Consider the following 23,110-nt stretch of genomic DNA (forward strand, 5'->3'; position numbering starts at 1 on the left):
GATTAGTTCCCACCTTGCGTCGGCCAGCTCACCGTTGTCAGACCAAGGGTTCAGGGGACGAAGACCTCCAGACTTTCACCCGCCCGCTCTGCATGCTGCATCAAGGCCTTGTGCAAAGCAGCCTTTGCGCCCCTCTCACCATGCACCAACAGCACCCTGCCAGGCTGCACCTGACCACCCAGCGCAAACTGCACCAAACCTGCCTGATCAGCATGTGCGGAATACCCCGATAGCGTCATGACTTTCGCCCGCACGTCGTACATTCTTCCGTCCAGATCAATCTGCACGAACCCTTCCGCCCCCTCGCTAGCCTGAATCACCGCCCCCGGTGTGCCCTTGGCCTGATAGCCCACAAACATCACCTCGTGCCGTGGGTCCCCCAGCATGGCCTTGAGATAATTGACGATGCGCCCACCCGAGCACATGCCATTGCCGGCGATCACGATCGCCGGGCGCCCGGTGCTCTTGAGGTAGTTGACCACCTGCTGGTGGCGCGCATGGGTGTCTACATTGATCAGCTGGCTGAACCCCAGCGGGTCGCGTCCCTCGGCCAGGCGCGCCCTGGCTTCGGCATTCCAGTAGTCGTGCAAGTTCCGATACACGCTGGTGATGCGCTGAGCCAAAGGCGAGTCGAGGATAATGGGCAGTTGCGACCAGTCAATCGGGTCGCCATCGGGGCCCGGGCCGGCGCTACCCAGCAATGCCTTGCGATGAAGTATGCCTTCCAGCTCGCACAGCAGCTCCTGGGTGCGACCCAGGCTGAACGCCGGAATGAGGAGGGTGCCCTTGTCAGCCAAGGCACGATCGATGGCCTCTTCCAGCCGCTGCCTGCGGTCGCCGACATGCGGTTGCAAGCGGTCACCATAGGTACTTTCCAGCACCAGCACGTCGGCGCGCTCTGGCGGCTGTAGCGGGCGCAACAAGGGATTGCCACACGCCCCCAGGTCACCAGAAAACACATAGCGGCTACTGGATTGCCCATGCTGCATGTCGCACTCGACATACGCCGAGCCCAGCAGATGGCCCGCGCGCTGCAAGCGAATGCGACAGCCAAGGCCTGGGCGCTCGACCAGCGTGTGCCACTGCTCGAACGGCAGGGGCACGATAAGGTCGCAGACGAATTCGAGGTACCGCGCCACCTGGGCAGGGTCACTGCTGACGCTCAGCTTGTAGGCGTCTTCCAGCACCAGCGGTAGCAGCTGTGCGGAAGGCTCACTGCAGAGGATGGGGCCGCGGTAACCGGCGGCCAGCAGCGCAGGGATACGACCAACGTGATCCAGATGCACATGCGTGATAATCAGGGCCTCGATGCCCTGCACGTCAAAGCCGAGCGGCGCAGCGTCTGCGCCTTGCGCTGCCTCGGCGCCCTGCTCCAGGCCGCAGTCGACCAGCAAACTGGTGAATGGGGCAAGATGCAGTTGGTGACAAGACCCGGTAACGCTGCGGGTACCACCGTGATGGGAAAGGCTGGGATAGTCCATGCTGCGCACACTCACCTGGGCCGAAAATGAAGTGCGCTATTACTCCACGACGACCAGTGCATGCATAGGTGACGCTTTCCTAAGCGAGCGTAGGAAATTTCCCTAGTTACCGCTCAGTGCCGCCTGCCGGGCAGACGCCCTGATCTTGCGCTTGCTGCGCTGCACGCCGTAGGCACCCAGCAATGGCCCGACTGCCAGGCCAATCACCAGCGCGGCCAGCACCAGCACGGCAACCGGCATTGCCGGGGCAGCCCAGCCGAACAGGACCAGCGACACGGTTTGCTGGTTTTCCAGCACGAAGAACAGCACCACGGCCGCCAACAGCAGCACGAATACCGCCGCCAGGGCGCGCTTGAGGTTACGCATCAGATTGCTCCTTGAGGGATCAGGTATGAACCTCATCATGCTCGTCTTCATTGACCCGATCGCGCAACTCTTTGCCGGGCTTGAAGTGCGGCACGAACTTGCCTTCGAGGCTGACCGACTGGCCGGTCTTCGGGTTACGGCCCACGCGCGGGGCACGATAGTGCAGCGAGAAGCTGCCAAAACCGCGGATCTCGATGCGATCGCCGGTAGCAAGGCATTGTGACATCTGCTCAAGCATGGTCTTGATGGCCAGCTCCACGTCCTTGGACGAGAGCAGCCCTTGATGGGTGACAATACGTTCGATCAGCTCCGACTTCGTCATATTTTTCCCTTCGTTATCAAGCAGCTAGATCATTGCTTAACCAGTTTGTAGCACGCCGGGAAGGTTTTGAACAGGGCGGTTCTTGACTTAATAAAAAAATTCAAGATTGAAGTTTTACAAGAATGGTCTAGCCAAAGGGGCCAACCAACACCGCCCAGCCAGGAGCAAGCCCCTTCATGCCAACTGCTGTCGAGCGCCTGCAGGTGAAAAACGCTTTCGCATTGCGAGCGCAGGCTTCTCCACCAACACCCACGACGCATACCCGGCAACCCAGGAAACGGGTACGGCAGCCAGCATCAACCAATAAGGCCCAGCCCACGGCATCGCCCCCGCCAGAAGCTGCTGGATCGGAAATGCATACAGGTAGATACCGTAGGAATAGTCCTGCACGACCGAAGGCAGCCTCAATTGCGGGCAGTAGGCGAAATAAAACGTGGCGTAAATGGTCAGGAGTGCGAACGTGAATACCTCAAAACGCCCACCCCTGCTCAGCAAGAACAAAGCGACGCAGGCAAACAACAGCCAACCTGCATGCGGAACAACCGCTCGGAACGAATAAAAGACCGACCCTGCCAGGAAACACACCACCAGCTTGAACGGGTACTCCGCAAAAGCCGGGTGCAGCGTATGCAACCCCAGCGCAACCAGCAGTGCCGCAAGCGCCAGCCCGCCTATTGGCCACCGGCAAAGCCTGGCCACAAGCACTAACGCGCCCAGCACCAGGTACATGCGCATCTCCAGCGGGATGGTCCACAAACTGCCATTGACCGAAACCCCTTGGAAACGCGGAGTAAAGGTCACCCCGGGCAGCACGAACTGGGCATCCTTGAAAATCAGCAACGGGCTATAGAAGTATTTATAGACCTGACCTTGCGAGAAATACTCCACAAGCGTCAGCGAGGTAACGATAGGCCCCAGCACGAACGCCATCAGAAACAGGCACACCAGCAGGCCAGGCACGATCCTGAGTGCACGTGCCAGGTAAAACTCCTTGGCACTATTTCTTTCACCACTGGCAGCGATCAAGAACCCGCTGACCATGAAAAACACTTCCACACCCAAGCTGTGAACGGGCACCGGCAATCCCAGCTGCATCCCCGGGTCAGCACAACTCAGGCACTCCAGATACGAGAGCGCGAAGGAGTGCCCAACCACCACCGCGGTTGCCGCCAGCAACCTGATGATCAGGAAATTATTGTCACGCCCGCGACCTTTTATTACGTCGCCAAACATCAACATACCCAACCCACCCCCGACCAACCCGTTTCAGACACAAAAAAGGGCGACCCGAGGGTCGCCCTTTTTTACCGATCAAACAGAACTCAGTTCTGCTTGGCCATTGCTTCGCGCAGCAGCGCAGCCATGGTGGTGTCGGCAGCCGCTTCCGGAGCGTTTTTCAGGCTCTGGATGGCTTCGCGCTCTTCAGCGTCGTCTTTCGATTTGATCGACAGGCTGATAACGCGGGACTTGCGGTCAACGCTGATGATCTTGGCTTCGATCTCTTCGCCTTCCTTCAGAACGTTACGCGCGTCTTCAACGCGGTCACGGCTGATTTCGGAAGCTTTCAGAGTGGCTTCGATGTCGTCGGCCAGGGTGACGATGGCGCCTTTGGCGTCAACTTCTTTCACGATGCCCTTGACGATAGCGCCCTTGTCATTGACAGCAACGAAGTTGGAGAACGGATCGTCTTCCAGCTGCTTGATGCCCAGGGAGATGCGCTCGCGCTCTGGGTCGACCGACAGGATGACGGTTTCCAGCTCGTCGCCCTTCTTGAAACGACGTACGGCTTCTTCGCCGGTTTCGTTCCAGGAGATGTCGGACAGGTGAACCAGGCCGTCGATGCCGCCGTCCAGACCGATGAAGATACCGAAGTCGGTGATCGACTTGATGGTACCGGTGATCTTGTCACCCTTGTTGAACTGGCCGGAGAAGTCTTCCCATGGGTTGGACTTGCACTGCTTGATGCCCAGGGAGATACGACGACGCTCTTCGTCGATGTCCAGAACCATGACTTCCACTTCGTCGCCAACCTGAACGACTTTCGACGGGTGGATGTTCTTGTTGGTCCAGTCCATTTCGGAAACGTGTACCAGACCTTCAACGCCTTCTTCCAGCTCAGCGAAGCAGCCGTAGTCGGTCAGGTTGGTAACGCGAGCCTGTACGCGAGTACCTTCTGGGTAACGGGCAGTGATAGCTACCCACGGATCTTCGCCCATTTGCTTCAGACCCAGCGAAACGCGGTTGCGCTCGCGGTCGAACTTCAGAACGCGTACGTCGACTTCGTCGCCAACGTTAACGATTTCCGATGGGTGCTTGATGCGCTTCCAGGCCATGTCGGTGATGTGCAGCAGGCCGTCGATACCGCCCAGGTCCACGAATGCGCCGTAGTCGGTGAGGTTCTTGACGATACCTTTGACTTGCTGGCCTTCCTGCAGGGTTTCCAGCAGGGCTTCGCGCTCGGCGGAGTTCTCGGCTTCCAGCACGCTGCGACGGGAAACGACAACGTTGTTGCGCTTCTGGTCCAGCTTGATGACCTTGAATTCCAGCTCTTTGCCTTCCAGGTGGGTGGTGTCGCGCACTGGGCGGACATCAACCAGGGAGCCCGGCAGGAACGCACGGATGCCGTTAACGTCGACAGTGAAGCCGCCCTTAACCTTACCGTTGATAACGCCCTTGACCACTTCTTCGGCGGCGAAAGCTGCTTCCAGAACAATCCAGCACTCGGCGCGCTTGGCTTTTTCACGGGACAGTTTGGTTTCGCCAAAGCCGTCTTCGACCGCGTCCAGCGCAACGTGCACTTCGTCACCGACCTTGATGGTCAGCTCGCCAGCTTCGTTGTAGAACTGCTCGAGCGGGATGACGCCCTCGGACTTCAGGCCAGCGTGTACGGTAACCCAGTCGCCGTCGATGTCGACAACGATACCGGTGATGATCGCACCCGGCTGAAGATTGAGGGTTTTCAGGCTTTCTTCAAAGAGTTCTGCAAAGCTTTCGCTCATTTTAATTCCTGTAAATTCGGGCGAAACAAACGCCCCTCGCCACATTCCAGACAATGTGGGTCTGTTTTAAGTAAAGGAAAGCCAGCAGGACGTTGACTGGTGCCCCTGCCTGCTCTCCTGGCTATCAGAGGAGGTCGCGCTGGGCGATCTCGCTCCTGATACGTTGCAACACCTGCTCGATGGACAACTCGGTAGAGTCCAACTGAATGGCATCGACCGCTGGTTTCAGCGGGGCCACTGCACGTTGGGTGTCGCGCTCATCACGCGCACGAATCTCATCCAGCAGACTCGACAGACTAACATCTTCACCCTTGCCCTTCAACTGCAGGTAGCGACGACGTGCACGCTCCTCCGCGCTGGCGGTAAGGAAGACCTTCAACGGCGCGTCGGGGAACACCACGGTGCCCATGTCGCGACCGTCGGCGATCAGGCCCGGCGCCTCGCGGAACTCACGCTGACGCACCAGCAGTGCATCACGCACCGCCGGCAGCGAAGCCACCATCGACGCACCCGCACCTACCGTTTCGGTACGGATGACGTTACTGACGTCTTCACCCTCAAGGATGATCTGTTGCAGCTTACCGGGCTCGGCGGCGATGAACTGCACATCCAGATGGGCGGCAAGCTTGGTCAGCAGCTCTTCGTTGGTGAGGTCGACGCCGTGATTACTGGCATTGAACGCCAGCAAGCGGTACAGCGCACCCGAATCCAGCAGCTTCCAGCCCAGCTCGCGAGCCAGCAGGCCGGCGACCGTGCCCTTGCCCGAGCCGCTAGGCCCGTCGATGGTGATAACCGGTGCCAGCGAATTCACGACTTGCCCTCTTCCGCCACGCGGATACCCACTTCGGCACACAGCGCCAGGAAGTTGGGGAACGAGGTGGCGACGTTGGCGCAGTCATGGATGCGGATGGGCGCGCTGGCGCGCAGCGAGGCCACGCTGAAAGCCATGGCAATGCGGTGGTCACCGTGGCCATGCACTTCGCCACCGCCCAACTGGCCACCGTCGATGATGATGCCGTCCGGGGTCGGTTCACACTTGATGCCCAGGGTGATCAGGCCGTCAGCCATCACCTGGATACGGTCGGATTCCTTCACCCGCAGCTCTTCGGCGCCACGCAGCACGGTACGCCCTTCGGCACAGGCGGCGGCCACGAACAGCACCGGGAACTCGTCGATGGCCAGCGGTACCAGTTCTTCCGGGATATCAATGCCCTTGAGTTTGGCGCCACGCACACGCAGATCAGCCACCGGCTCGCCGCCGACTTCACGCTGGTTTTCCAAGGTAATGTCGCCGCCCATCAGGCGCAGGATGTCGATCACGCCGGTACGGGTCGGGTTGATGCCCACGTGCTCCAGCACCAGCTCGGAGCCTTCAGCGATCGAAGCTGCCACCAGGAAGAACGCTGCCGAGGAAATGTCGGCCGGCACTTCGATGCGGGTAGCGGTGAGTTTGCCACCGGACTGCAGCGAGGCAACCGGGCCGTTCGACTCGACCGCATAGCCAAAGCCGCGCAGCATGCGCTCGGTGTGGTCACGGGTTGGCGCAGGTTCGGTGACGGTGGTCTTGCCTTCGGCGTACAGGCCGGCCAGCAACAGGCACGATTTGACCTGGGCACTGGCCATCGGCAGCGTGTAGGTCAATGCCTTGAGCTTGCTGCCGCCACGAATGGTCAGCGGTGGGCGGCCTTCCGGACCTGTCTCGACCACGGCACCCATTTCGCGCAGCGGGTTGGCCACACGGTTCATCGGGCGCTTGGACAGCGAAGCGTCGCCTGTCATGGTGACGTCGAACGGCTGGCCGGCCAGCAGGCCCGACAGCAGGCGCATCGAAGTGCCGGAGTTACCTACATACAGTGGCCCGGGTGGTGGCTTGAGGCCGTGCAGGCCAACGCCGTGAATGGTCACGCGACCGTGGTTGGGGCCCTCGATGACCACACCCATGTCACGGAATGCCTGCAGGGTCGCCAGCGCGTCTTCACCTTCGAGGAAGCCTTCGACTTCGGTGGTGCCTTCGGCCAGCGAGCCGAGCATGATCGAGCGATGGGAAATCGACTTGTCGCCCGGTACGCGAATACGCCCGTTCAGGCGGCCACCCGGTTGGGCCAGGAAAATCAGATCGTTGGCGTTCATAGCGTCCACATAGGCCCGGCGGGCCAGGATTTTACTGAAATGCTCGCGGGCAACCCGTGCGCGGGTGAATACACCCAGCAGCTGGTGCCCGTCCCCTTCAGCGATCGCGTCGCGCAAGGCGTCGAGATCGCTGCGATATGTATCTAGCGTGCGCAGGACAGCGTCGCGGTTGGCGAGGAAGATGTCGTGCCACATGGTCGGGTCGCTGCCAGCGATTCTTGTGAAATCGCGGAAACCTCCCGCAGCGTACCGGAAGATCTCGAGGTTTTCATTGCGTTTGGCCAACGAGTCGACCAGGCCAAAGGCCAGCAAGTGCGGCAAGTGACTGGTGGCTGCCAACACTTCATCATGGCGCTCGACCGACATGTGCTCCACATCGGCATCCAGCGCACGCCACAGGCGATCCACCAGGGCCAACGCGGCCGGGTCGGTTTCAGCCAACGGCGTGAGGATGACCTTGTGGCGGCGGAACAGGGCAGCGTTGGAGGCCTCTACCCCGCTCTGCTCGGAACCGGCGATGGGGTGGCCGGGGACGAAGCGCGACAGACGCTCACCGAGGACGGCACGCGCTTCACGGACGACGTTGCCCTTGGCGCTACCGACGTCGGTGATGATCGCGTCACCCAGGTCGAGCTGCGCCAGGCGGGCCAGCACTTTTTCCATGGCCAGGATCGGTACGGCCAGCATGATGACATCGGCACCGACACAGGCGACTGCAAGGTCTTCTTCGCAGCGGTCGACCACGCCCAGGGCCACGGCCTGCTTGCGCGAGGGGGCGTCCAGGTCGACACCGACCACTTCACGGCACAGGCCACTTTCACGCAGGCCTTTGGCGAAGGAGCCGCCGATCAGGCCGAGACCGACCACGACCAGGCGGTTGATGATGGGTGCGGGTTTGGTTTTTGCTGCATTTACCACTGGTGCGAACCCTGTTCAGAAATCTAGACAGCCCGTGAAGGCCATTGGGACTGCGTTGCAGCCCCAACACTTTCAAATCAAAGCACCGCCTTCGGATAAGAGCCCAGCACCTTCAGCGCCACAGCCTCCTGGCTGATCTGCTCCAGCACCGCCTTGATCAGCGGGTCGCGGTGATGGCCAACGAAGTCGATGAAGAACACGTAGGTCCACTTGCCGCTGCGCGACGGGCGGGTCTCGATGCGGGTCAGATCGATGCCGTTCTGGTGGAACGGCACCAGCAGCTCGTGCAAGGCACCGGGCTTGTTGCTCATCGAAACGATGATCGAAGTCTTGTCGTCGCCGGTCGGCGGCACTTCCTGGTTGCCGATCATCAGGAAGCGCGTGGAGTTGTCCGGGCGGTCTTCGATCTTCTCGGCCAGGCGAGTCAGACCATACAGGTTGGCCGCCATATCACCGGCGATCGCAGCCGAATTCCACTCACCCTTGACGCGCTTGGCGGCCTCGGCATTGCTCGATACAGCCACGCGCTCCACATTCGGGTAGTGCGCGTCCAGCCACTTGCGGCACTGGGCCAACGACTGGGCATGGGAGTAGATACGGGTGATGCTGTCGGTCTTGGTATTTTCGCCCACCAGCAGGTGGTGGTGAATACGCAGCTCGACCTCGCCGCAAATCACCATGTCGTGCTCGAGGAAGCTGTCCAGAGTATGGCTGACAGCGCCTTCGGTGGAGTTTTCCACCGGCACCACGCCAAAGTTGACAGCACCGGCCGCCACTTCACGGAACACTTCGTCGATGGCCGCCATCGGGCGGCTGATCACCGCGTGGCCAAAGTGCTTCATGGCCGCTGCCTGGGTGAAAGTACCCTCAGGGCCGAGGTAAGCGATTTTCAGCGGCTCTTCCAGGGCCAGGCACGAGGACATGATTTCGCGGAACAGCCGCGCCATCTCTTCGTTGCCCAGCGGGCCTTTGTTGCGCTCCATCACGCGCTTGAGCACCGCCGCCTCACGCTCAGGGCGGTAGAACACCGGCTTCTCGCCCTCTTTCAGCGAGGCGGTCTTGACCCGGGCCACTTCTTCGGCGCAACGGGCGCGGTCGCTGATCAGCTCGAGGATTTTCTCGTCGAGGCTGTCGATGCGTACGCGCAGCGCTTTGAGCTCCTGTTCGGACATCAGCCGTGCTCCTTCTCGAATTCAGCCATGTAGCCCACCAGCGCTTCCACTGCTTCCAGGCCCAGGGCGTTGTAAATGGAAGCGCGCATGCCGCCCACCGAGCGGTGGCCCTTGAGGTTGAGCAGGCCACGGGCATCGGCACCAGCGAGGAAGGCCTTGTCCAGGCGCTCGTCAGCCAGGCGGAACGGCACGTTCATCCACGAACGGGCGTTGTGGCTGATCGGGTTGGTGTAGAAGTCGCTGTTGTCGATGAAGCCGTACAGACGCTCTTTCTTGGCGCGGTTGCGCTGTTCCATGGCGTCGACGCCACCCTGCTCTTTCAGCCACTCGAAGACCAGGCCCGAGAGGTACCAGGAGTAAGTGGCCGGGGTGTTGTACATCGAGCCGTTGTCAGCCGAAACCTTGTAGTCGAGCATGGTCGGGCAGCTGCTGCGGGCGTGGCCCAGCAGGTCTTCGCGCACGATGACCACTACCAGGCCGCTTGGGCCGATGTTTTTCTGCGCACCGGCGTAGATCAGGCCGTACTGCGACACGTCGATGGGGCGCGAGAGGATGTCGGAGGACATGTCGACCACCAGCGGGACGTCACCGGTTTCTGGCACCCAGTCAAACTGCAGGCCACCGATGGTCTCGTTGGATGCATAGTGCACGTAGGCGGCGTTTTTGGTCAGGTTCCACTCGTTCTGGCCCGGGATCGCCAGGTAGTCGTAAGGCTTGGCGCTGGCGGCGACGTTGACATTGCCGAAGCGGCGCGCTTCTTCGATGGCTTTTTTCGACCAGATGCCGGTTTCGATGTAGTCGGCAGTGCCGTTTTCCGGCAACAGGTTCAGCGGGATTTCAGCGAACTGCTGGCTGGCACCGCCCTGCAGGAACAGCACCTTGTAGTTGGAGGGGACGGACAGCAGGTCACGCAGGTCCTGCTCGGCCTTTTCGGCGATGGCCACGTAGTCGTCGCTGCGATGGCTCATTTCCATCACCGACAAGCCCTTGCCGTTCCAGTCCAGCATTTCGGCCTGGGCGCGCTGCAGGACAGCGTCAGGAAGCGCGGCAGGGCCTGCGCAGAAGTTAAAGGCTCGTTTGCTCACATCCACTCTCGCTCTAATAGATCTAAACAGCTAGTTCTGCGGGAACCCTGTGGGAGCGGGCTTGCCCGCGAACACCGGCGAAGCCGGTGCCATAAACCGCGGCGCCTCATTCGCGGGCAAGCCCGCTCCCACAGGGCCAGGCAATGCCCGGCCTATTCAGTCAAACGGGGCGACCTTGGTCGCCCCGCTCGGGTTTACGCTTGCTTACTCCTGCGGGGCCTCTTCGGCGCCAGCAGCTTCTTCGTTGTCTGGCGCCTCGGCCTCGACACCCTCTTCGTCCGTCTCGATCACATCGTCGAGGTCGTCCTCGGAAGGCTCCTGGATACGCTCCAGGCCCACCAGCGTCTCGTCGGTAGCCAGCTTGATCAAGGTCACGCCCTGGGTGTTACGGCCCAGGCTGGACACTTCACCCACCCGTGTACGCACCAGCGTACCCTGGTCGGAGATCAGCATGATCTCTTCGCCTTCCTGCACCTGGATGGCGCCGATCAGCAGACCGTTGCGCCCCTTGGTACCCATGGCGATCACACCTTGGCCACCGCGACCGCGACGCGGGAACTTGGACAGCGGGGTGCGTTTGCCGAAACCACGCTCGGAGGCAGTCAGGATCTGCGCACCCGATTCCGGGATCAGCATGGAAATGATCTGCTGCCCCTTGCCCAGCTTCATGCCACGTACGCCACGGGCGTTACGGCCCATTTCGCGCACCACGCTTTCAGCGAAGCGGATCACCTTGCCGGCGTCGGAGAACATCATGACTTCCTTGGCGCCGTCAGTAATGGCGGCAGCGATCAGGGTGTCACCTTCTTTCAGCTTGAGGGCAATCAGGCCGTTGGAGCGCGGACGGGCGAACTGCACCAGCGGGGTCTTCTTCACGGTACCCGAAGCGGTGGCCATGAAGATGTAGGCGCCAGTCGGCTCGGCCACCCACTCAGGGGTATCGCCGTCTTCTTCGTCGACTTCCTCGGCCTCGACCACTTCGCCTTCGAGCACGGCGTCTTCCGCCTCGTCCAGCTCTTCTTCGGCGCCGGCGCTCTGCTGCAAGGCTTCGAGGTCGATCTGCAGCATGGCGGTGATGCGCTCACCCTCCTCCAGCGGCAGCAGGTTGACCAGCGGGCGACCACGGGCAGCGCGGGACGCTTCAGGGATGTCGTAGGTTTTCAGCCAGTACACCTTGCCCTTGCTGGAGAACAGCAACAAGGTAGCGTGGCTGTTGGCGACCAGCAGGTGCTCGATGTAGTCCTCGTCCTTCACCCCGGTGGCCGACTTGCCTTTGCCGCCACGGCGCTGGGCCTGGTAGGCGGACAGCGGCTGGGTCTTGGCGTAGCCGCCGTGGGAGATGGTGACCACACGCTCTTCTTCCGGGATCATGTCGCCGTAGTTGAGGTCGTGGCGCGCATCGAGAATTTCGGTACGTCGGGCATCGCCGTATTCGGCGCGGATGGCTTCCAGCTCTTCGCGGATCACTTCCATCAGGCGCTCGGCGCTGCTGAGGATGCGGATCAGCTCGCCGATCTGCTCGAGGATTTCCTGGTACTCGGCCAGCAGCTTCTCGTGCTCCAGGCCGGTCAGGCGGTGCAGGCGCAGGTCGAGAATGGCCTGGGCCTGCTCCGGCGACAGGAAGTACTTGCCGTCATGCAGGCCGTATTGCTCTGGCAGGTCTTCAGGGCGGCAGGAATCGGCGCCGGCGCGCTCGACCATGACCTGCACGGCACTGGATTCCCAGGGCGTGGAAACCAGGGCTTCCTTGGCTTCGGACGGCGTCGGCGAGGCCTTGATCAGGGCGATGACCGGGTCGATGTTGGACAGCGCAACCGCCTGGCCTTCAAGGATGTGGCCACGTTCGCGGGCCTTGCGCAGCTCGAACACGGTGCGGCGGGTCACCACTTCACGGCGGTGACGGACGAACGCTTCGAGCAGGTCCTTGAGGTTGAGCAGGCGCGGACGGCCGTCGACCAGGGCCACCACGTTGATACCGAACACACTCTGCAGCTGGGTTTGCTGATAGAGGTTGTTGAGCACCACCTCCGGCACCTCGCCGCGACGCAGCTCGATGACGATGCGCATGCCGTCCTTGTCGGACTCGTCGCGCAGCTCGGTGATGCCTTCGATCTTCTTCTCTTTTACCAGCTCGGCGATCTTTTCGATCAGGCGCGCCTTGTTCAGCTGGTACGGCAACTCGGTCACGACGATCTGCTGGCGGCCGCCGGCCTTGTCGATGTCTTCGATTTCGGAGCGGGCACGCATGTAGATGCGGCCACGGCCGGTACGATAGGCCTCGATGATGCCCTGGCGACCGTTGATGATGCCGGCAGTCGGGAAGTCCGGGCCCGGGATGTGCTGCATCAGCTCATCGATGGTGACTTCCGGGTTGTCGATCAGCGCCAGGCAGCCGTCGATGACTTCACCGAGGTTGTGCGGCGGGATGTTGGTCGCCATGCCCACGGCGATACCGCTGGAACCGTTGACCAGCAGGTTGGGAATACGGGTTGGCATGACCGCCGGGATCTGCTCGGTGCCGTCGTAGTTGGGCACCCAGTCGACGGTTTCCTTGTGCAGGTCGGCCAGCAGCTCGTGGGCCAGCTTGGTCATGCGCACTTCGGTGTATCGCATGGCTGCGGCGTTGTCGCCGTCCACCGAACCGAAGTTGCCCTGGCCGTCGACCAGCAGGTAGCGCAGCGAGAACGGCTGGGCCATACGCACGATGGTGTCGTAGACCGCAGTGTCGCCGTGCGGGTGGTACTTACCGATCACGTCACCGACCACACGGGCGGATTTCTTGTACGGCTTGTTCCAGTCGTTGCCCAGTTCGCTCATCGCATAGAGAACGCGACGATGCACGGGCTTCAAGCCGTCACGCGCATCGGGCAGCGCTCGCCCGACAATCACGCTCATCGCGTAGTCGAGGTAAGACTGTCTCAGTTCGTCTTCGATATTGACCGGGAGGATTTCTTTGGCCAGTTCGCCCATGAGAAGCCTGATTCCTTTTTCTGGTGAAACTTCGCAGCTCCATCAAGGGCCGAACGAAGCTCGCCGCCGCAGCGCATAAGGGTGCGACGACTTACGACAAATCAATGAGTTGTGCCATGGATCTGCGCAATGAAGGCCGCCGTGATGGGCGGTCTTGGAAACTGCCGGATGTTATCACAAAGGCGGGGGCGGTGGGGAGATCTGTACGGCGGTGCACGGTCATTGTGGGAGCGGCCTTGTGTCGCGAAAGGGCTGCGCAGCAGCCCCGGCAATTTTTGCGTCTTCGCCAAGATCCCGGGGCCGCTTTGCGGCCCAATCGCGACACAAGGCCGCTCCCACAAGGTACGCGTTTTTCAGGCTATCAATGCAACCGCTTGCGGCACATCAACTGCGCCAGTTTGGCGGTATCCGGGCGTTCGACAATGCCTCGCTCGGTCACGATCACGTCGATCAGGTCGGCCGGGGTCACGTCGAACACCGGGTTGAACACCTCCACATCCGGCGCCACCCGGGTACCGGCAATGTCCAGCAGTTCGTCGGCCGCGCGCTCTTCCAGCGGAATATCCTCGCCAGTGGCCAGGTTCAGGTCGATGCTGGTGCTCGGCGCCACCACCATGAAGCGCACACCGTGGTGCATGGCGCTGACCGCCAGCTGGTAGGTGCCGATCTTGCTGGCCACGTCACCATTGGCAGCGATGCAGTCCGCGCCCACCACCACCCAGGTGATGCCTTTGGTCTTCATCAGGTGGGCGAGCGCCGAGTCGGCGCACAGGGTGACCGGGATGCCTTCGTTGGCCAGCTCCCAGGCGGTCAGGCGCGAGCCTTGCAGCCAGGGGCGGGTTTCGCCGGCATACACCCGCTCGACCATGCCTTCGAGGTAGCCGGCGCGGATCACCCCCAACGCGGTACCAAAGCCGCCGCTGGCCAGCGCACCGGCATTGCCATAGGTGAGCAGGGTCTGGGCATTGCCCTGGTGACGACGAATCAGTTCGATGCCTTGCTGAGCCATGGTCAGGTTGGCTTCACGGTCGCTTTCATGGATGGCCACGGCTTCGGCCTCCAGCGCTGCCAGCACGTCTTCATCCGGGCGCAGGCGCTGCAGGCGCTCGCGCATACGGTTCAGCGCCCAGAACAGGTTGGCTGCGGTGGGACGCGCCTCGGCGAGGCAGAGGAAGTCCTCTTCAAGGTCCATTTCCCAATCGCCACCTTCGGCCAGCCGCTCTTCAAGGGCCAGCACCAGGCCGTAAGCGGCGGCAATACCAATGGCCGAGGCGCCGCGCACCGCCATGTCACGGATCGCCGCCGCCACCTGCGCGACATTGTCGCAGGCCAGCCAGCGTTCATCCGAGGGCAGCAGGCGCTGGTCGAGCAGGTGCAAGACGCCGCCCTGCCAGCGGATCCCGGTCACCTGCTCCGCCGCCAAAAGTCGCTCGCGCATCGCCTCTCCCCGTCGTTCGGATATCAAAAGCCGGCGATTATAGCGACCCTCGGGGCCGAGCGCTCGGGTATACTCCGGCGCAATTTTGCGAAGTTTCAGAGGACTGTTCAATGAGCAACGTCGACCGCGCCGAAATCGCCAAGTTCGAAGCGCTGGCCCACCGCTGGTGGGACCGCGAAAGCGAGTTCAAGCCGCTGCACGAAATCAACCCGCTGCGCGTCAACTGGATCGACGAACGCGCCAGCCTGGCCGGCAAGAAGGTGCTGGACGTCGGCTGCGGCGGCGGCATCCTCAGCGAAGCCATGGCCCTGCGTGGCGCCACGGTGACCGGTATCGACATGGGCGAAGCCCCCCTGGCCGTGGCCCAACTGCACCAGTTGGAGTCCGGCGTGCAGGTGGAATACCGGCAGATTACCGCCGAAGCCCTGGCCGAAGAGATGCCTGAACAGTTCGACGTGGTCACCTGCCTGGAAATGCTCGAGCACGTGCCCGACCCGTCTTCGGTGATTCGCGCCTGCTACCGCATGGTCAAACCGGGCGGCCAGGTGTTCTTCTCCACCATCAACCGCAACCCCAAGGCCTACCTGCTGGCCATCGTCGGCGCCGAGTACATCCTGAAGATGCTGCCGCGCGGCACCCACGACTTCAAGAAGTTCATCCGCCCATCCGAACTGGGCGCCTGGAGCCGCGCTGCCGGCCTTGAAGTCAAAGACATCATCGGCCTGACCTACAACCCGCTGACCAAGCATTACAAGCTCAACAGCGACGTCGACGTCAACTACATGATCCAGACCCTGCGCGAGGAATGAGCATGCGTTTGCGAGCAGTACTCTTCGACATGGACGGCACCTTGCTGGACACGGCGCCAGACTTCATCGCCATCTGCCAGGCCATGCTCGCCGAGCGCGGCCTGCCGGCCGTTGACGACAACCTGATCCGCGACGTGATCTCGGGCGGTGCCCGCGCCATGGTAGCCGCCACGTTTGCCATGGACCCGGAAGCCGAAGGCTTCGAGGCCCTGCGCCTGGAGTTCCTGGAGCGCTACCAGCGCGACTGCGCGGTGCACAGCAAGCTGTTCGACGGCATGGCCGAGTTGCTGGCCGACATCGAGAAAGGCAACCTGGTGTGGGGCGTGGTCACCAACAAGCCGGTGCGTTTCGCCGAGCCGATCATGCAGCAGCTGGGCCTGGCCGAGCGTTCGGCATTGCTGATCTGCCCGGACCATGTGAAAAACAGCAAGCCCGACCCCGAGCCGCTGATCCTGGCCTGCAAAACCCTGGACCTGGACCCGGCCAGCGTGCTGTTCGTCGGCGACGACCTGCGCGACATCGAGTCTGGCCGCGATGCCGGCACCCGCACGGCGGCGGTGCGTTACGGCTATATTCATCCAGAGGACAACCCTAACAACTGGGGTGCCGACGTGGTGGTGGACCACCCGCTGGAACTGCGCAAAGTGATCGACAGCGCGCTGTGCGGCTGCTGAACCCCGCCAACGAACACGAAGGACCTACCATGTTCGACTACACCGCCCGCCCCGACCTGCTGCAAGGCCGGGTCATTCTGGTTACCGGTGCCGGCCGCGGCATCGGTGCCGCTGCCGCCAAGGCCTACGCCGCGCTGGGCGCCACCGTGCTGCTGCTGGGCAAGACCGAGGCCAACCTGAACGAGGTCTACGACCAGATCGAAGCCGCCGGGCATCCGCAACCGGTGGTCATCCCGTTCAACCTGGAAACCGCCCTGCCCCACCAGTACGACGAACTGGCGGTGATGATCGAGGATCAGTTCGGCCGCCTGGACGGCCTGCTGAACAATGCCTCGATCATTGGCCCGCGCACGCCGCTGGAACAGTTGTCGGGCGACAACTTCATGCGCGTGATGCACATCAACGTCGATGCCACCTTCATGCTCACCAGCACCCTGCTGCCACTGTTGAAACTGTCGCAAGACGCGTCGGTGGTGTTCACCAGCAGCAGCGTCGGGCGTAAGGGCCGGGCCTACTGGGGTGCCTATGGCGTGTCGAAGTTCGCCACAGAGGGCCTGATGCAGACCCTGGCCGACGAGCTGGAAGGCGTGGCGCCGGTGCGTTCCAACAGCATCAACCCGGGCGCCACGCGCACGGCGATGCGCGCCCAGGCCTACCCCAGCGAGAACCCGCAGAACAACCCGCTGCCCGAAGAGATCATGCCGGTGTATCTGTACCTGATGGGGCCGGACAGCACCGGGGTGAATGGGCAGGCGTTCAACGCCCAATAAACCTGTCCCGGCCTCTTCGCGGGCTTGCCCGCTCCCACAGGTACTGCGCTGCCCTCGCGGGCGGTGATTATCCTGTGGGAGCGGGCAAGCCCGCGAAGAGGCCGGAACAGGAGAGCAGATCAGCCTGCTGCCAACGCCGGCCGCAACCGGCCTTGCTGGCGCCCTTCCAGCTGCATGCACCGCTCCAAAAACAGGAACATGCAGTCGTAACTCTTGCAAATCGCCCTGCGCAGCTCGGTGCGCAGCCCCAGCGTCGGGTTCTCGCCCGCCAGGGTACAGATGATCTCCAGCGCCTCCCACGGGTGCGCATCGTCATACTGGGCATGCATCTTCAGCCACTTCATCGCCCGCTTGCGCTGGTCCTCCGGGAAGCCCAGTGCGTAGGTATCGGTCGAGCACACCACCGCCGACCACTCCCCGGTAGCCCCCTCGATGGCGTAGTTGGTCGCTGCCATGGAAATGGCCAGGTTCTCGGTAGCACACACACGCCAGCACCAGTCGTTCAACCCGTTCAGCTCGGGTGGCACTTCCTGGGCCTGCAACTCATGCAGGTGTACGCCATGCGCCTGACACCAGTTCACCCAGTAGTCGGCGTGGTTCAGCTCAACCCGGATATTGCGCATCAACCAGCGCCGCGCCATGTCTTCGCCCTGGTGCCGCCCATAACGGGTCTTGGTCAGGTTGTGGGCCATGTACAGCGAAAACTGCTCCACCACCGGCCAGCCACCGATCAGGTACTGGCGAATGGTCGACTGCTTGAGCTGGCCATCGCGCAGGCGCGCATAGAACTCATGCTCGACCACCCGGCGCTTGCTTTCGCGACAGTCTTCAATCAGTTGCTGGGCCCACTGGGGGTAGCTGGCGGGGTCCATCAAAGGCCCGATACGAACGAATGCATCAATCACTTTCAGCTCCTTGATCCTTGTGATTTCTAGCTAGCGAAACGTGCCAGGTGCGCGCTGCAACAGAGGCCGGGCGGCGATCCGTTGGCGCTGCAGACTGTCACAGGTGAACACCTGCGGGCGTTCGATCAGGTAACCCTGGGCGTAATCCACGCCTATTTCCTGTAGGGCCTGCTCGATCAAGGGTGTTTCGACGAACTCGGCAATGGTGCGTTTCCCCATGACATGGCCGATATGGTTGATGACCTCGACCATGGCCCGGTTGACCGGGTCGTCGAGCATGTCCTTGACGAAACTGCCGTCAATTTTCAGGAAATCCACGGGCAAATGCTTGAGGTAGGCGAACGAAGACATGCCAGCGCAAAAATCATCGAGCGAGAAGCGGCAGCCCAGCCCCTTCAACTCGTTGATGAAGCGGATGGCGCTACCCAGGTTGGCAATGGCGCTGGTTTCGGTGATTTCGAAACAGATCATCCGCGGCGGGATGGCGTATTCGACAAACAGCCGCTGCAGGTACTCGAGAAACTTGTCATCGCCGATGCTCGACCCTGACAGGTTGATCGCGCAGATCGACAGCGGCCCTTCACGCCCTTCGTCCAGGCATTGGCGGATGACCTGGAACACATTGCGCACCACCCAGCGGTCCAGCGCGGTCATCAGGCCATAGCGCTCGGCTGCCGGAATGAAGCTGCTGGGCAGAATGGTACGGCCACTTTCGTCGTGCAGGCGCAGCAGGATTTCGATATGGCCCGGGCCTTCGAACGTTTTCAGCGGGGCAATTTCCTGGGCGTACAGGCAGAAGCGGTTTTCTTCCAGGGCCACATGCAAACGCTGGATCCAGGCCATTTCACCAAAGCGCATGGACAGCTCGCTGTCATCGGCGTGGTACACCTGCACGCGGTTGCGCCCCTTTTCCTTGGCCATGTAGCAGGCCATGTCGGCAGCGCGCAGCGAGGTTTCGAGGGTACCGGGGGCCTGGGCCATGTGCACCAGGCCAACACTGACCGTGGTGACGAACGGCCGCCCCTTCCACACGAAATGCAGGCTCTGCACCATCTGGCGTAACTGTTCGGCAATGCGCTCGGCCTGGTCGGGCGGGCAGTTTTCCAGCAGCACGCCAAATTCGTCACCCCCCAGCCGCGCCAGGGTATCGCCTTCACGCAGGCCGGATTGCAGCACGGCGCAGATGTGCCGCAGCAGCTCGTCACCGGCGGCGTGGCCGCAGGTGTCGTTCACCAGCTTGAACTGGTCGAGGTCAAGGAACATCAGCGAATGCCGCCCAGCCTGGCGCGCCAGGCCATTGAGCGCCTGCTCCAGGCGATACTCGAACTCGCGGCGGTTGGCCAGGCCGGTCAGGGCATCGTGAGTGGCCTGCCAGGACAGGTTGGCGATGTACTGGCGTTCCTGGGTCATGTCATGCAGTACCAGTACGATGCCGCTGACCTGGCCATCGCTGACGATGGGCGAACCTACCAGATTGATCGACACGGTACTGCCATCCAGGCGCTGAATCAGCCGGGCGTGCTCCGCGCCGCCTTTGAGGCTACCGCTAAGCACCTGCTCGACCAGGCTGCTGCCATCTTCTTCAGCCTGCTCATCCACCAGGCTGAACAGCGCTGACAACGGCAGGCCCTGGGCTTGACCAGACTGCCAGTGGGTCAGTTGCTCGGCGGCCGGGTTCATGTAGCCGATGCTGCCCTCCACATCGGTGGTGATCACCGCATCACCAATGGCCTGAAGGGTGATCTGTGCCCGCTCCTTTTCCTCCTGCAGCGCACTGGCGAAGGCTTGGCGCTGGGCCAGCAGCTTGCTGGAGCGGCGCCAGGCGATGGTAATCAGGAACATGGCCGTCAGCAGGTTGGTGATCAGCAACACCCGCAACAGCATCCGCGAGCCTTCACCCAGCGCATCACTGAACGCCTTGGCGGCGGGTGTGACACCCTCGTTGATGGTGACGATACGGGCTTTCCAGGCACTCACTGCCTGGGCGTCTACAGAGCCAGTGGCAAAGCTCTGGCGCATCTCGCCAGCCAGCACATCGAGCTTGGCCAGGTAATCGTCGCCGATGTCCCAGTAGTCGATGGCTGTCTGCATATAGCTGATGTTGCGGAAATTGCGGTAGAACCAGATGATCCGCTCGACATCGTCGGGGTGGTTGCCGCCCTGCAGCACCGCCCGGCGAGCGGCATCCAGATCAGGGTTGGGCTGGTCGAGCACCTCGCGCAACTGGTGGTCACCCTGCGGCACGGTAATGGCTTGGCGATAGCGCTGATAGGTGCTGTCGTCGCGGGTTTCGGCGTACAGGTTAAGGTAGTAGATGGCGTCTTTCTGCGCCTTGGACCACAGGCTTTCGCCCGCGACATAGGCGCGCACGGCCGACAGCGTATAAAGGCTGAGGCTGCCCAGCGCCACCTGGAAGACCACAACGGCGATGAAGGGCCAGGTGATGCCGAGCAACTTAGGCGCTTCTAGAGTGCGATGTCCCTTCATGGATTCCCTGTCACAGAGCAGATAAGGCGCAAATCAACCCAGACAAGCACAGCGTAGGCCATTTGCCATCGTTGTGGAGGGGATTTTTATGACAGGGAATCGGGGGATTTGTACAGTTTGAACGTCAGCTCTGCTGCAGGTGCCCATAAAGCTTGGCATACAACCCACCTTCGGCAATCAGCTGCTGGTGGTCGCCATCTTCGGCGACATGCCCACCATCGAATACCAGCACCCGGTCGGCCTGTTTCACCGCCGACAGGCGGTGGGCGATGATCAGCGTGGTACGGCCGCTGAGGAAGCGCGCCAATGCCTGATGCAGGTTGTACTCGGTGGCCGCATCCAGCGCCGAGGTGGCCTCGTCGAGAATCACCACCTTGGGCTCGGCCAACACCATGCGGGCGATGGCCAGGCGCTGACGCTGGCCGCCGGACAAGCGCACGCCAGAGCGCCCCACCACACTGTCCAGGCCCTGCGGCAAGGCCGCAATGGTGGCATCCAGCTGAGCGATACGCAGCGCTTGCCAGCAAGCGTCGTCGCTGCAGTCGCGGCCCATGGTCAGGTTGGCGCGCACGGTGTCGTTGAACAGTGACGGGTGCTGCAACACCACCGCCACGTTTTCACGCAGGGTTTCCAGGCCGATTTCCTGCAGGCTGGCACCGCCAAAGCGGATGGTACCGGCCTGGGCGCTATAAAGGCCCAGCAACAGCTGCACCAAGGTGCTTTTGCCGCCGCCACTGGCACCGACAATTGCCACCTTTTCACCCGGGGCGATGGACAGGTCCAGGTTATCCAGCACTGGCTCGTCGGCATAGGCAAAACGCAAGTCGCGCACCTCGATGCCCACCGTGTCGCGCCCGGCGAACGGGTCGCAGGCGGCCGGGTATTGCGGCTCGTCAGCACGCGCCAGCAGCTCGTTGAGGCGGCTCAGCGCACCGCCAGCGGCGTAGTAGGCGTATTGCAGGTTGAGCAGCTGTTCCACCGGGCCGATCATGAACCACAGGTAGCTGAACACCGCCAGCATCTGGCCGACCGACAGGTCGGAGAACAGCACGGTGAGCATGGCTGCTGCCCGGAAAATGTCGATGCCGAACTGGAACAGCAGGCCACTGGCACGGCCACTGGCATCGCTTTTCCACTGCGAATCCACGGCGTAGTCGCGCACTTCGCGGGCACGCAGGCCAAGGCGGCCCAGGAAGTAGCCCTGGCGGTTGCCGGCACGGATTTCCTGAATGGCATCGAGCGTTTCCGCCAGCGCCTGGGTAAAACGCGCGGTGCTGTCGTTTTCGAGCTTTTTCAGGTGTTTGACGCGCTTGCCCAGCTGCACGGTGAAGTAGATCACCAGCGGGTTGAACAGCAAGATCAGCAACGCCAGCTGCCAGTGCATCCAGATCAGGATCGCCGCCGTGCCGGTCAACGTCAGCATGGCCACCAGGAAACGGCTTAGGGTTTCGCCCACGAACTTGTCGAGGGTGTCCAGGTCGGTGACCAGGTGAGTGGTTACCGTGCCGCTGCCCAGGCTTTCGTATTCCTTCAGCGAAATGCGCTTGAGCCGCTCGATAAGACGAATTCGCAGGCGGTAGACGATGTCCTTGGCCAAGCCGGCAAACAGCTTGGCCTGGATCACGTTGAACGCCAGCGCCGCCAGGCGAAGGCACAGGGTGAGCACCAGCATCAGGCCGATGTAGCCGGCTGCCACCTGCCAGCTGGACGGCAGCAGGTGGTTCATCCACTTCAGCGCGGCATCGCCGTGGCCCAACAGCACTTCATCCACCAGCAACGGCAGCAGCAGCGGAATGGGCACGCTGCAACACGCCGCCAGCACAGCGATGAGGTTGGCGGACCAGAGGTTTTGCTTGTGGTGCAGGGCCAGGCGGCGGATTTCCGCCCAGCTCAGCCGATCGGCCGCAGTGTATGGCTTGCCCGGTACCGGGTCGGGTGACCCAGGCACATCAAGCACAGGCGGCCTGCTGCAGCCAACGGCCGAGCAAGGGTTGCAGGCGCTCCAGCGGCTGGTAGCCGTTGGTCAGCAAGGCCAGTTGGCCGTTGCGCTCGGCTAGCAAGGTCGGGAAACCGGCGATACCCAGGTCCTGGACCCAGCTGAAGTCGGCCGCAGTGGCCGCACGGGTGTCGGCACGGGCGAAGGTTTCGGCGAACACGGCACGGTCGAAGCCTGCCTGTTCGGCCAGTTCGACCAACTGCGGCGCGGTGGTCACATCCACGCCCTGCTCGTAGAACGAACGCTGAATCAGCGCCAGCAGCGGCCAGACGCGCTCGGCGTCCAGCTCGCGGGCTGTGACCAGGGCACGGCAGGCCGGTTCGGTGTCGTAGACGAAGCCGTCGGGCATGGCCCCCTCGAAGCGGAACGGCTGGCCGGTGGCATCGGCCACCGCCTGCCAGTGTTCGAGGATGTACTTGCGGGTAGAGCTGTCCAGCGCACTGCCACCGGTACGCAGCCCGCCCACCACCAGACGGGTGGCGATACCGGCCTCACGCGCCTGGGCGATCAGGGCCGCCGCCACTGGCGCGAAACCCCAGCACCAGGAGCACATCGGGTCCATCACATAGATCAGGCGTGCAGACATGC

General features: G+C 62.3%; 18 protein-coding genes. 3 read left to right on the top strand and 15 right to left on the bottom strand.

From position 1 onward, the window contains the following. Positions 1-50 precede the first annotated feature (50 nt). The 11 genes from N436_RS14335 to mtnA all read right to left on the bottom strand — a co-directional run bounded on the left by N436_RS14335 (position 51) and on the right by mtnA (position 14,881). On the bottom strand, positions 51-1,481 hold the full coding sequence (locus N436_RS14335) for an MBL fold metallo-hydrolase RNA specificity domain-containing protein (protein ID WP_110741393.1): 1,431 nt from the start codon (positions 1,479-1,481) through the stop codon (positions 51-53). Positions 1,482-1,583: 102 nt separating this feature from the next. Then, on the bottom strand, positions 1,584-1,847 hold the full coding sequence (locus tag N436_RS14340; RefSeq protein WP_016715026.1) for a lipopolysaccharide assembly protein LapA domain-containing protein: 264 nt from the start codon (positions 1,845-1,847) through the stop codon (positions 1,584-1,586). 19 nt (positions 1,848-1,866) lie between these two features. Then, a complete protein-coding gene (gene ihfB / locus N436_RS14345) occupies positions 1,867-2,169 on the bottom strand; it encodes an integration host factor subunit beta (protein ID WP_016715025.1) in 303 nt (100 codons plus the stop codon). A gap of 174 nt (positions 2,170-2,343) precedes the next feature. Then, a complete protein-coding gene (locus N436_RS14350; protein ID WP_110741394.1) occupies positions 2,344-3,408 on the bottom strand; it encodes an acyltransferase in 1,065 nt (354 codons plus the stop codon). A gap of 83 nt (positions 3,409-3,491) precedes the next feature. After that, a complete protein-coding gene (gene rpsA / locus N436_RS14355) occupies positions 3,492-5,168 on the bottom strand; it encodes a 30S ribosomal protein S1 (protein WP_003252673.1) in 1,677 nt (558 codons plus the stop codon). 124 nt (positions 5,169-5,292) lie between these two features. Further along, on the bottom strand, positions 5,293-5,979 hold the full coding sequence (gene cmk / locus N436_RS14360; RefSeq protein WP_016715023.1) for a (d)CMP kinase: 687 nt from the start codon (positions 5,977-5,979) through the stop codon (positions 5,293-5,295). Continuing rightward, complete coding sequence (locus N436_RS14365) at positions 5,976-8,216, bottom strand: bifunctional prephenate dehydrogenase/3-phosphoshikimate 1-carboxyvinyltransferase (RefSeq protein ID WP_110741395.1); 2,241 nt, start codon at positions 8,214-8,216, stop codon at positions 5,976-5,978. Before N436_RS14365 ends, cmk begins: the two co-directional genes overlap by 4 nt. Positions 8,217-8,293: 77 nt before the next feature. Then, positions 8,294-9,388 (bottom strand): prephenate dehydratase, encoded by a 1,095-nt coding sequence (gene pheA / locus N436_RS14370; protein WP_016715021.1) that lies wholly within the window; start codon positions 9,386-9,388, stop codon positions 8,294-8,296. Further along, positions 9,388-10,473, bottom strand: coding sequence for a 3-phosphoserine/phosphohydroxythreonine transaminase (serC, locus tag N436_RS14375; RefSeq protein WP_026020335.1), 1,086 nt, complete (start codon positions 10,471-10,473; stop codon positions 9,388-9,390). The genes pheA and serC overlap by 1 nt, the downstream gene beginning before the upstream one ends. Before the next feature lie 204 nt (positions 10,474-10,677). Then, positions 10,678-13,443, bottom strand: a complete 2,766-nt coding sequence (gyrA, locus tag N436_RS14385) for a DNA gyrase subunit A (protein ID WP_105945979.1) — start codon at positions 13,441-13,443, stop codon at positions 10,678-10,680. A gap of 361 nt (positions 13,444-13,804) precedes the next feature. Further along, positions 13,805-14,881, bottom strand: a complete 1,077-nt coding sequence (gene mtnA / locus N436_RS14390; protein ID WP_110741397.1) for an S-methyl-5-thioribose-1-phosphate isomerase — start codon at positions 14,879-14,881, stop codon at positions 13,805-13,807. Positions 14,882-14,991: 110 nt separating this feature from the next. Here mtnA and ubiG point away from each other — a divergent pair, with 110 nt between their 5' ends. The 3 genes from ubiG to N436_RS14405 are packed head-to-tail and all read left to right on the top strand — an operon-like array spanning position 14,992 to position 17,134. Further along, positions 14,992-15,690 (top strand): bifunctional 2-polyprenyl-6-hydroxyphenol methylase/3-demethylubiquinol 3-O-methyltransferase UbiG, encoded by a 699-nt coding sequence (gene ubiG / locus N436_RS14395; protein WP_016715017.1) that lies wholly within the window; start codon positions 14,992-14,994, stop codon positions 15,688-15,690. Positions 15,691-15,692: 2 nt separating this feature from the next. Beyond that, positions 15,693-16,364 (top strand): N-acetylmuramic acid 6-phosphate phosphatase MupP, encoded by a 672-nt coding sequence (gene mupP, locus N436_RS14400; protein ID WP_110741398.1) that lies wholly within the window; start codon positions 15,693-15,695, stop codon positions 16,362-16,364. A gap of 29 nt (positions 16,365-16,393) precedes the next feature. Next, on the top strand, positions 16,394-17,134 hold the full coding sequence (locus N436_RS14405) for a YciK family oxidoreductase (protein ID WP_020371284.1): 741 nt from the start codon (positions 16,394-16,396) through the stop codon (positions 17,132-17,134). Positions 17,135-17,253: 119 nt separating this feature from the next. Here N436_RS14405 and N436_RS14415 read toward each other — a convergent pair whose 3' ends face one another. The 4 genes from N436_RS14415 to N436_RS14430 all read right to left on the bottom strand — a co-directional run bounded on the left by N436_RS14415 (position 17,254) and on the right by N436_RS14430 (position 23,108). After that, on the bottom strand, positions 17,254-18,039 hold the full coding sequence (locus tag N436_RS14415) for a TenA family transcriptional regulator (RefSeq protein ID WP_016715014.1): 786 nt from the start codon (positions 18,037-18,039) through the stop codon (positions 17,254-17,256). A 30-nt stretch (positions 18,040-18,069) separates the two neighbouring features. After that, complete coding sequence (locus N436_RS14420; RefSeq protein ID WP_105945977.1) at positions 18,070-20,526, bottom strand: EAL domain-containing protein; 2,457 nt, start codon at positions 20,524-20,526, stop codon at positions 18,070-18,072. 124 nt (positions 20,527-20,650) lie between these two features. Then, positions 20,651-22,483: an ABC transporter ATP-binding protein gene (locus tag N436_RS14425; protein WP_110741399.1), complete on the bottom strand. Its 1,833-nt coding sequence runs from the start codon at positions 22,481-22,483 to the stop codon at positions 20,651-20,653. Beyond that, positions 22,476-23,108 (bottom strand): DsbA family protein, encoded by a 633-nt coding sequence (locus N436_RS14430; protein WP_110741400.1) that lies wholly within the window; start codon positions 23,106-23,108, stop codon positions 22,476-22,478. Before N436_RS14430 ends, N436_RS14425 begins: the two co-directional genes overlap by 8 nt. Positions 23,109-23,110: the final 2 nt, after the last annotated feature.

This window comes from Pseudomonas sp. RV120224-01b, assembly GCF_003208145.1.
Classification (GTDB): domain Bacteria; phylum Pseudomonadota; class Gammaproteobacteria; order Pseudomonadales; family Pseudomonadaceae; genus Aquipseudomonas; species Aquipseudomonas monteilii.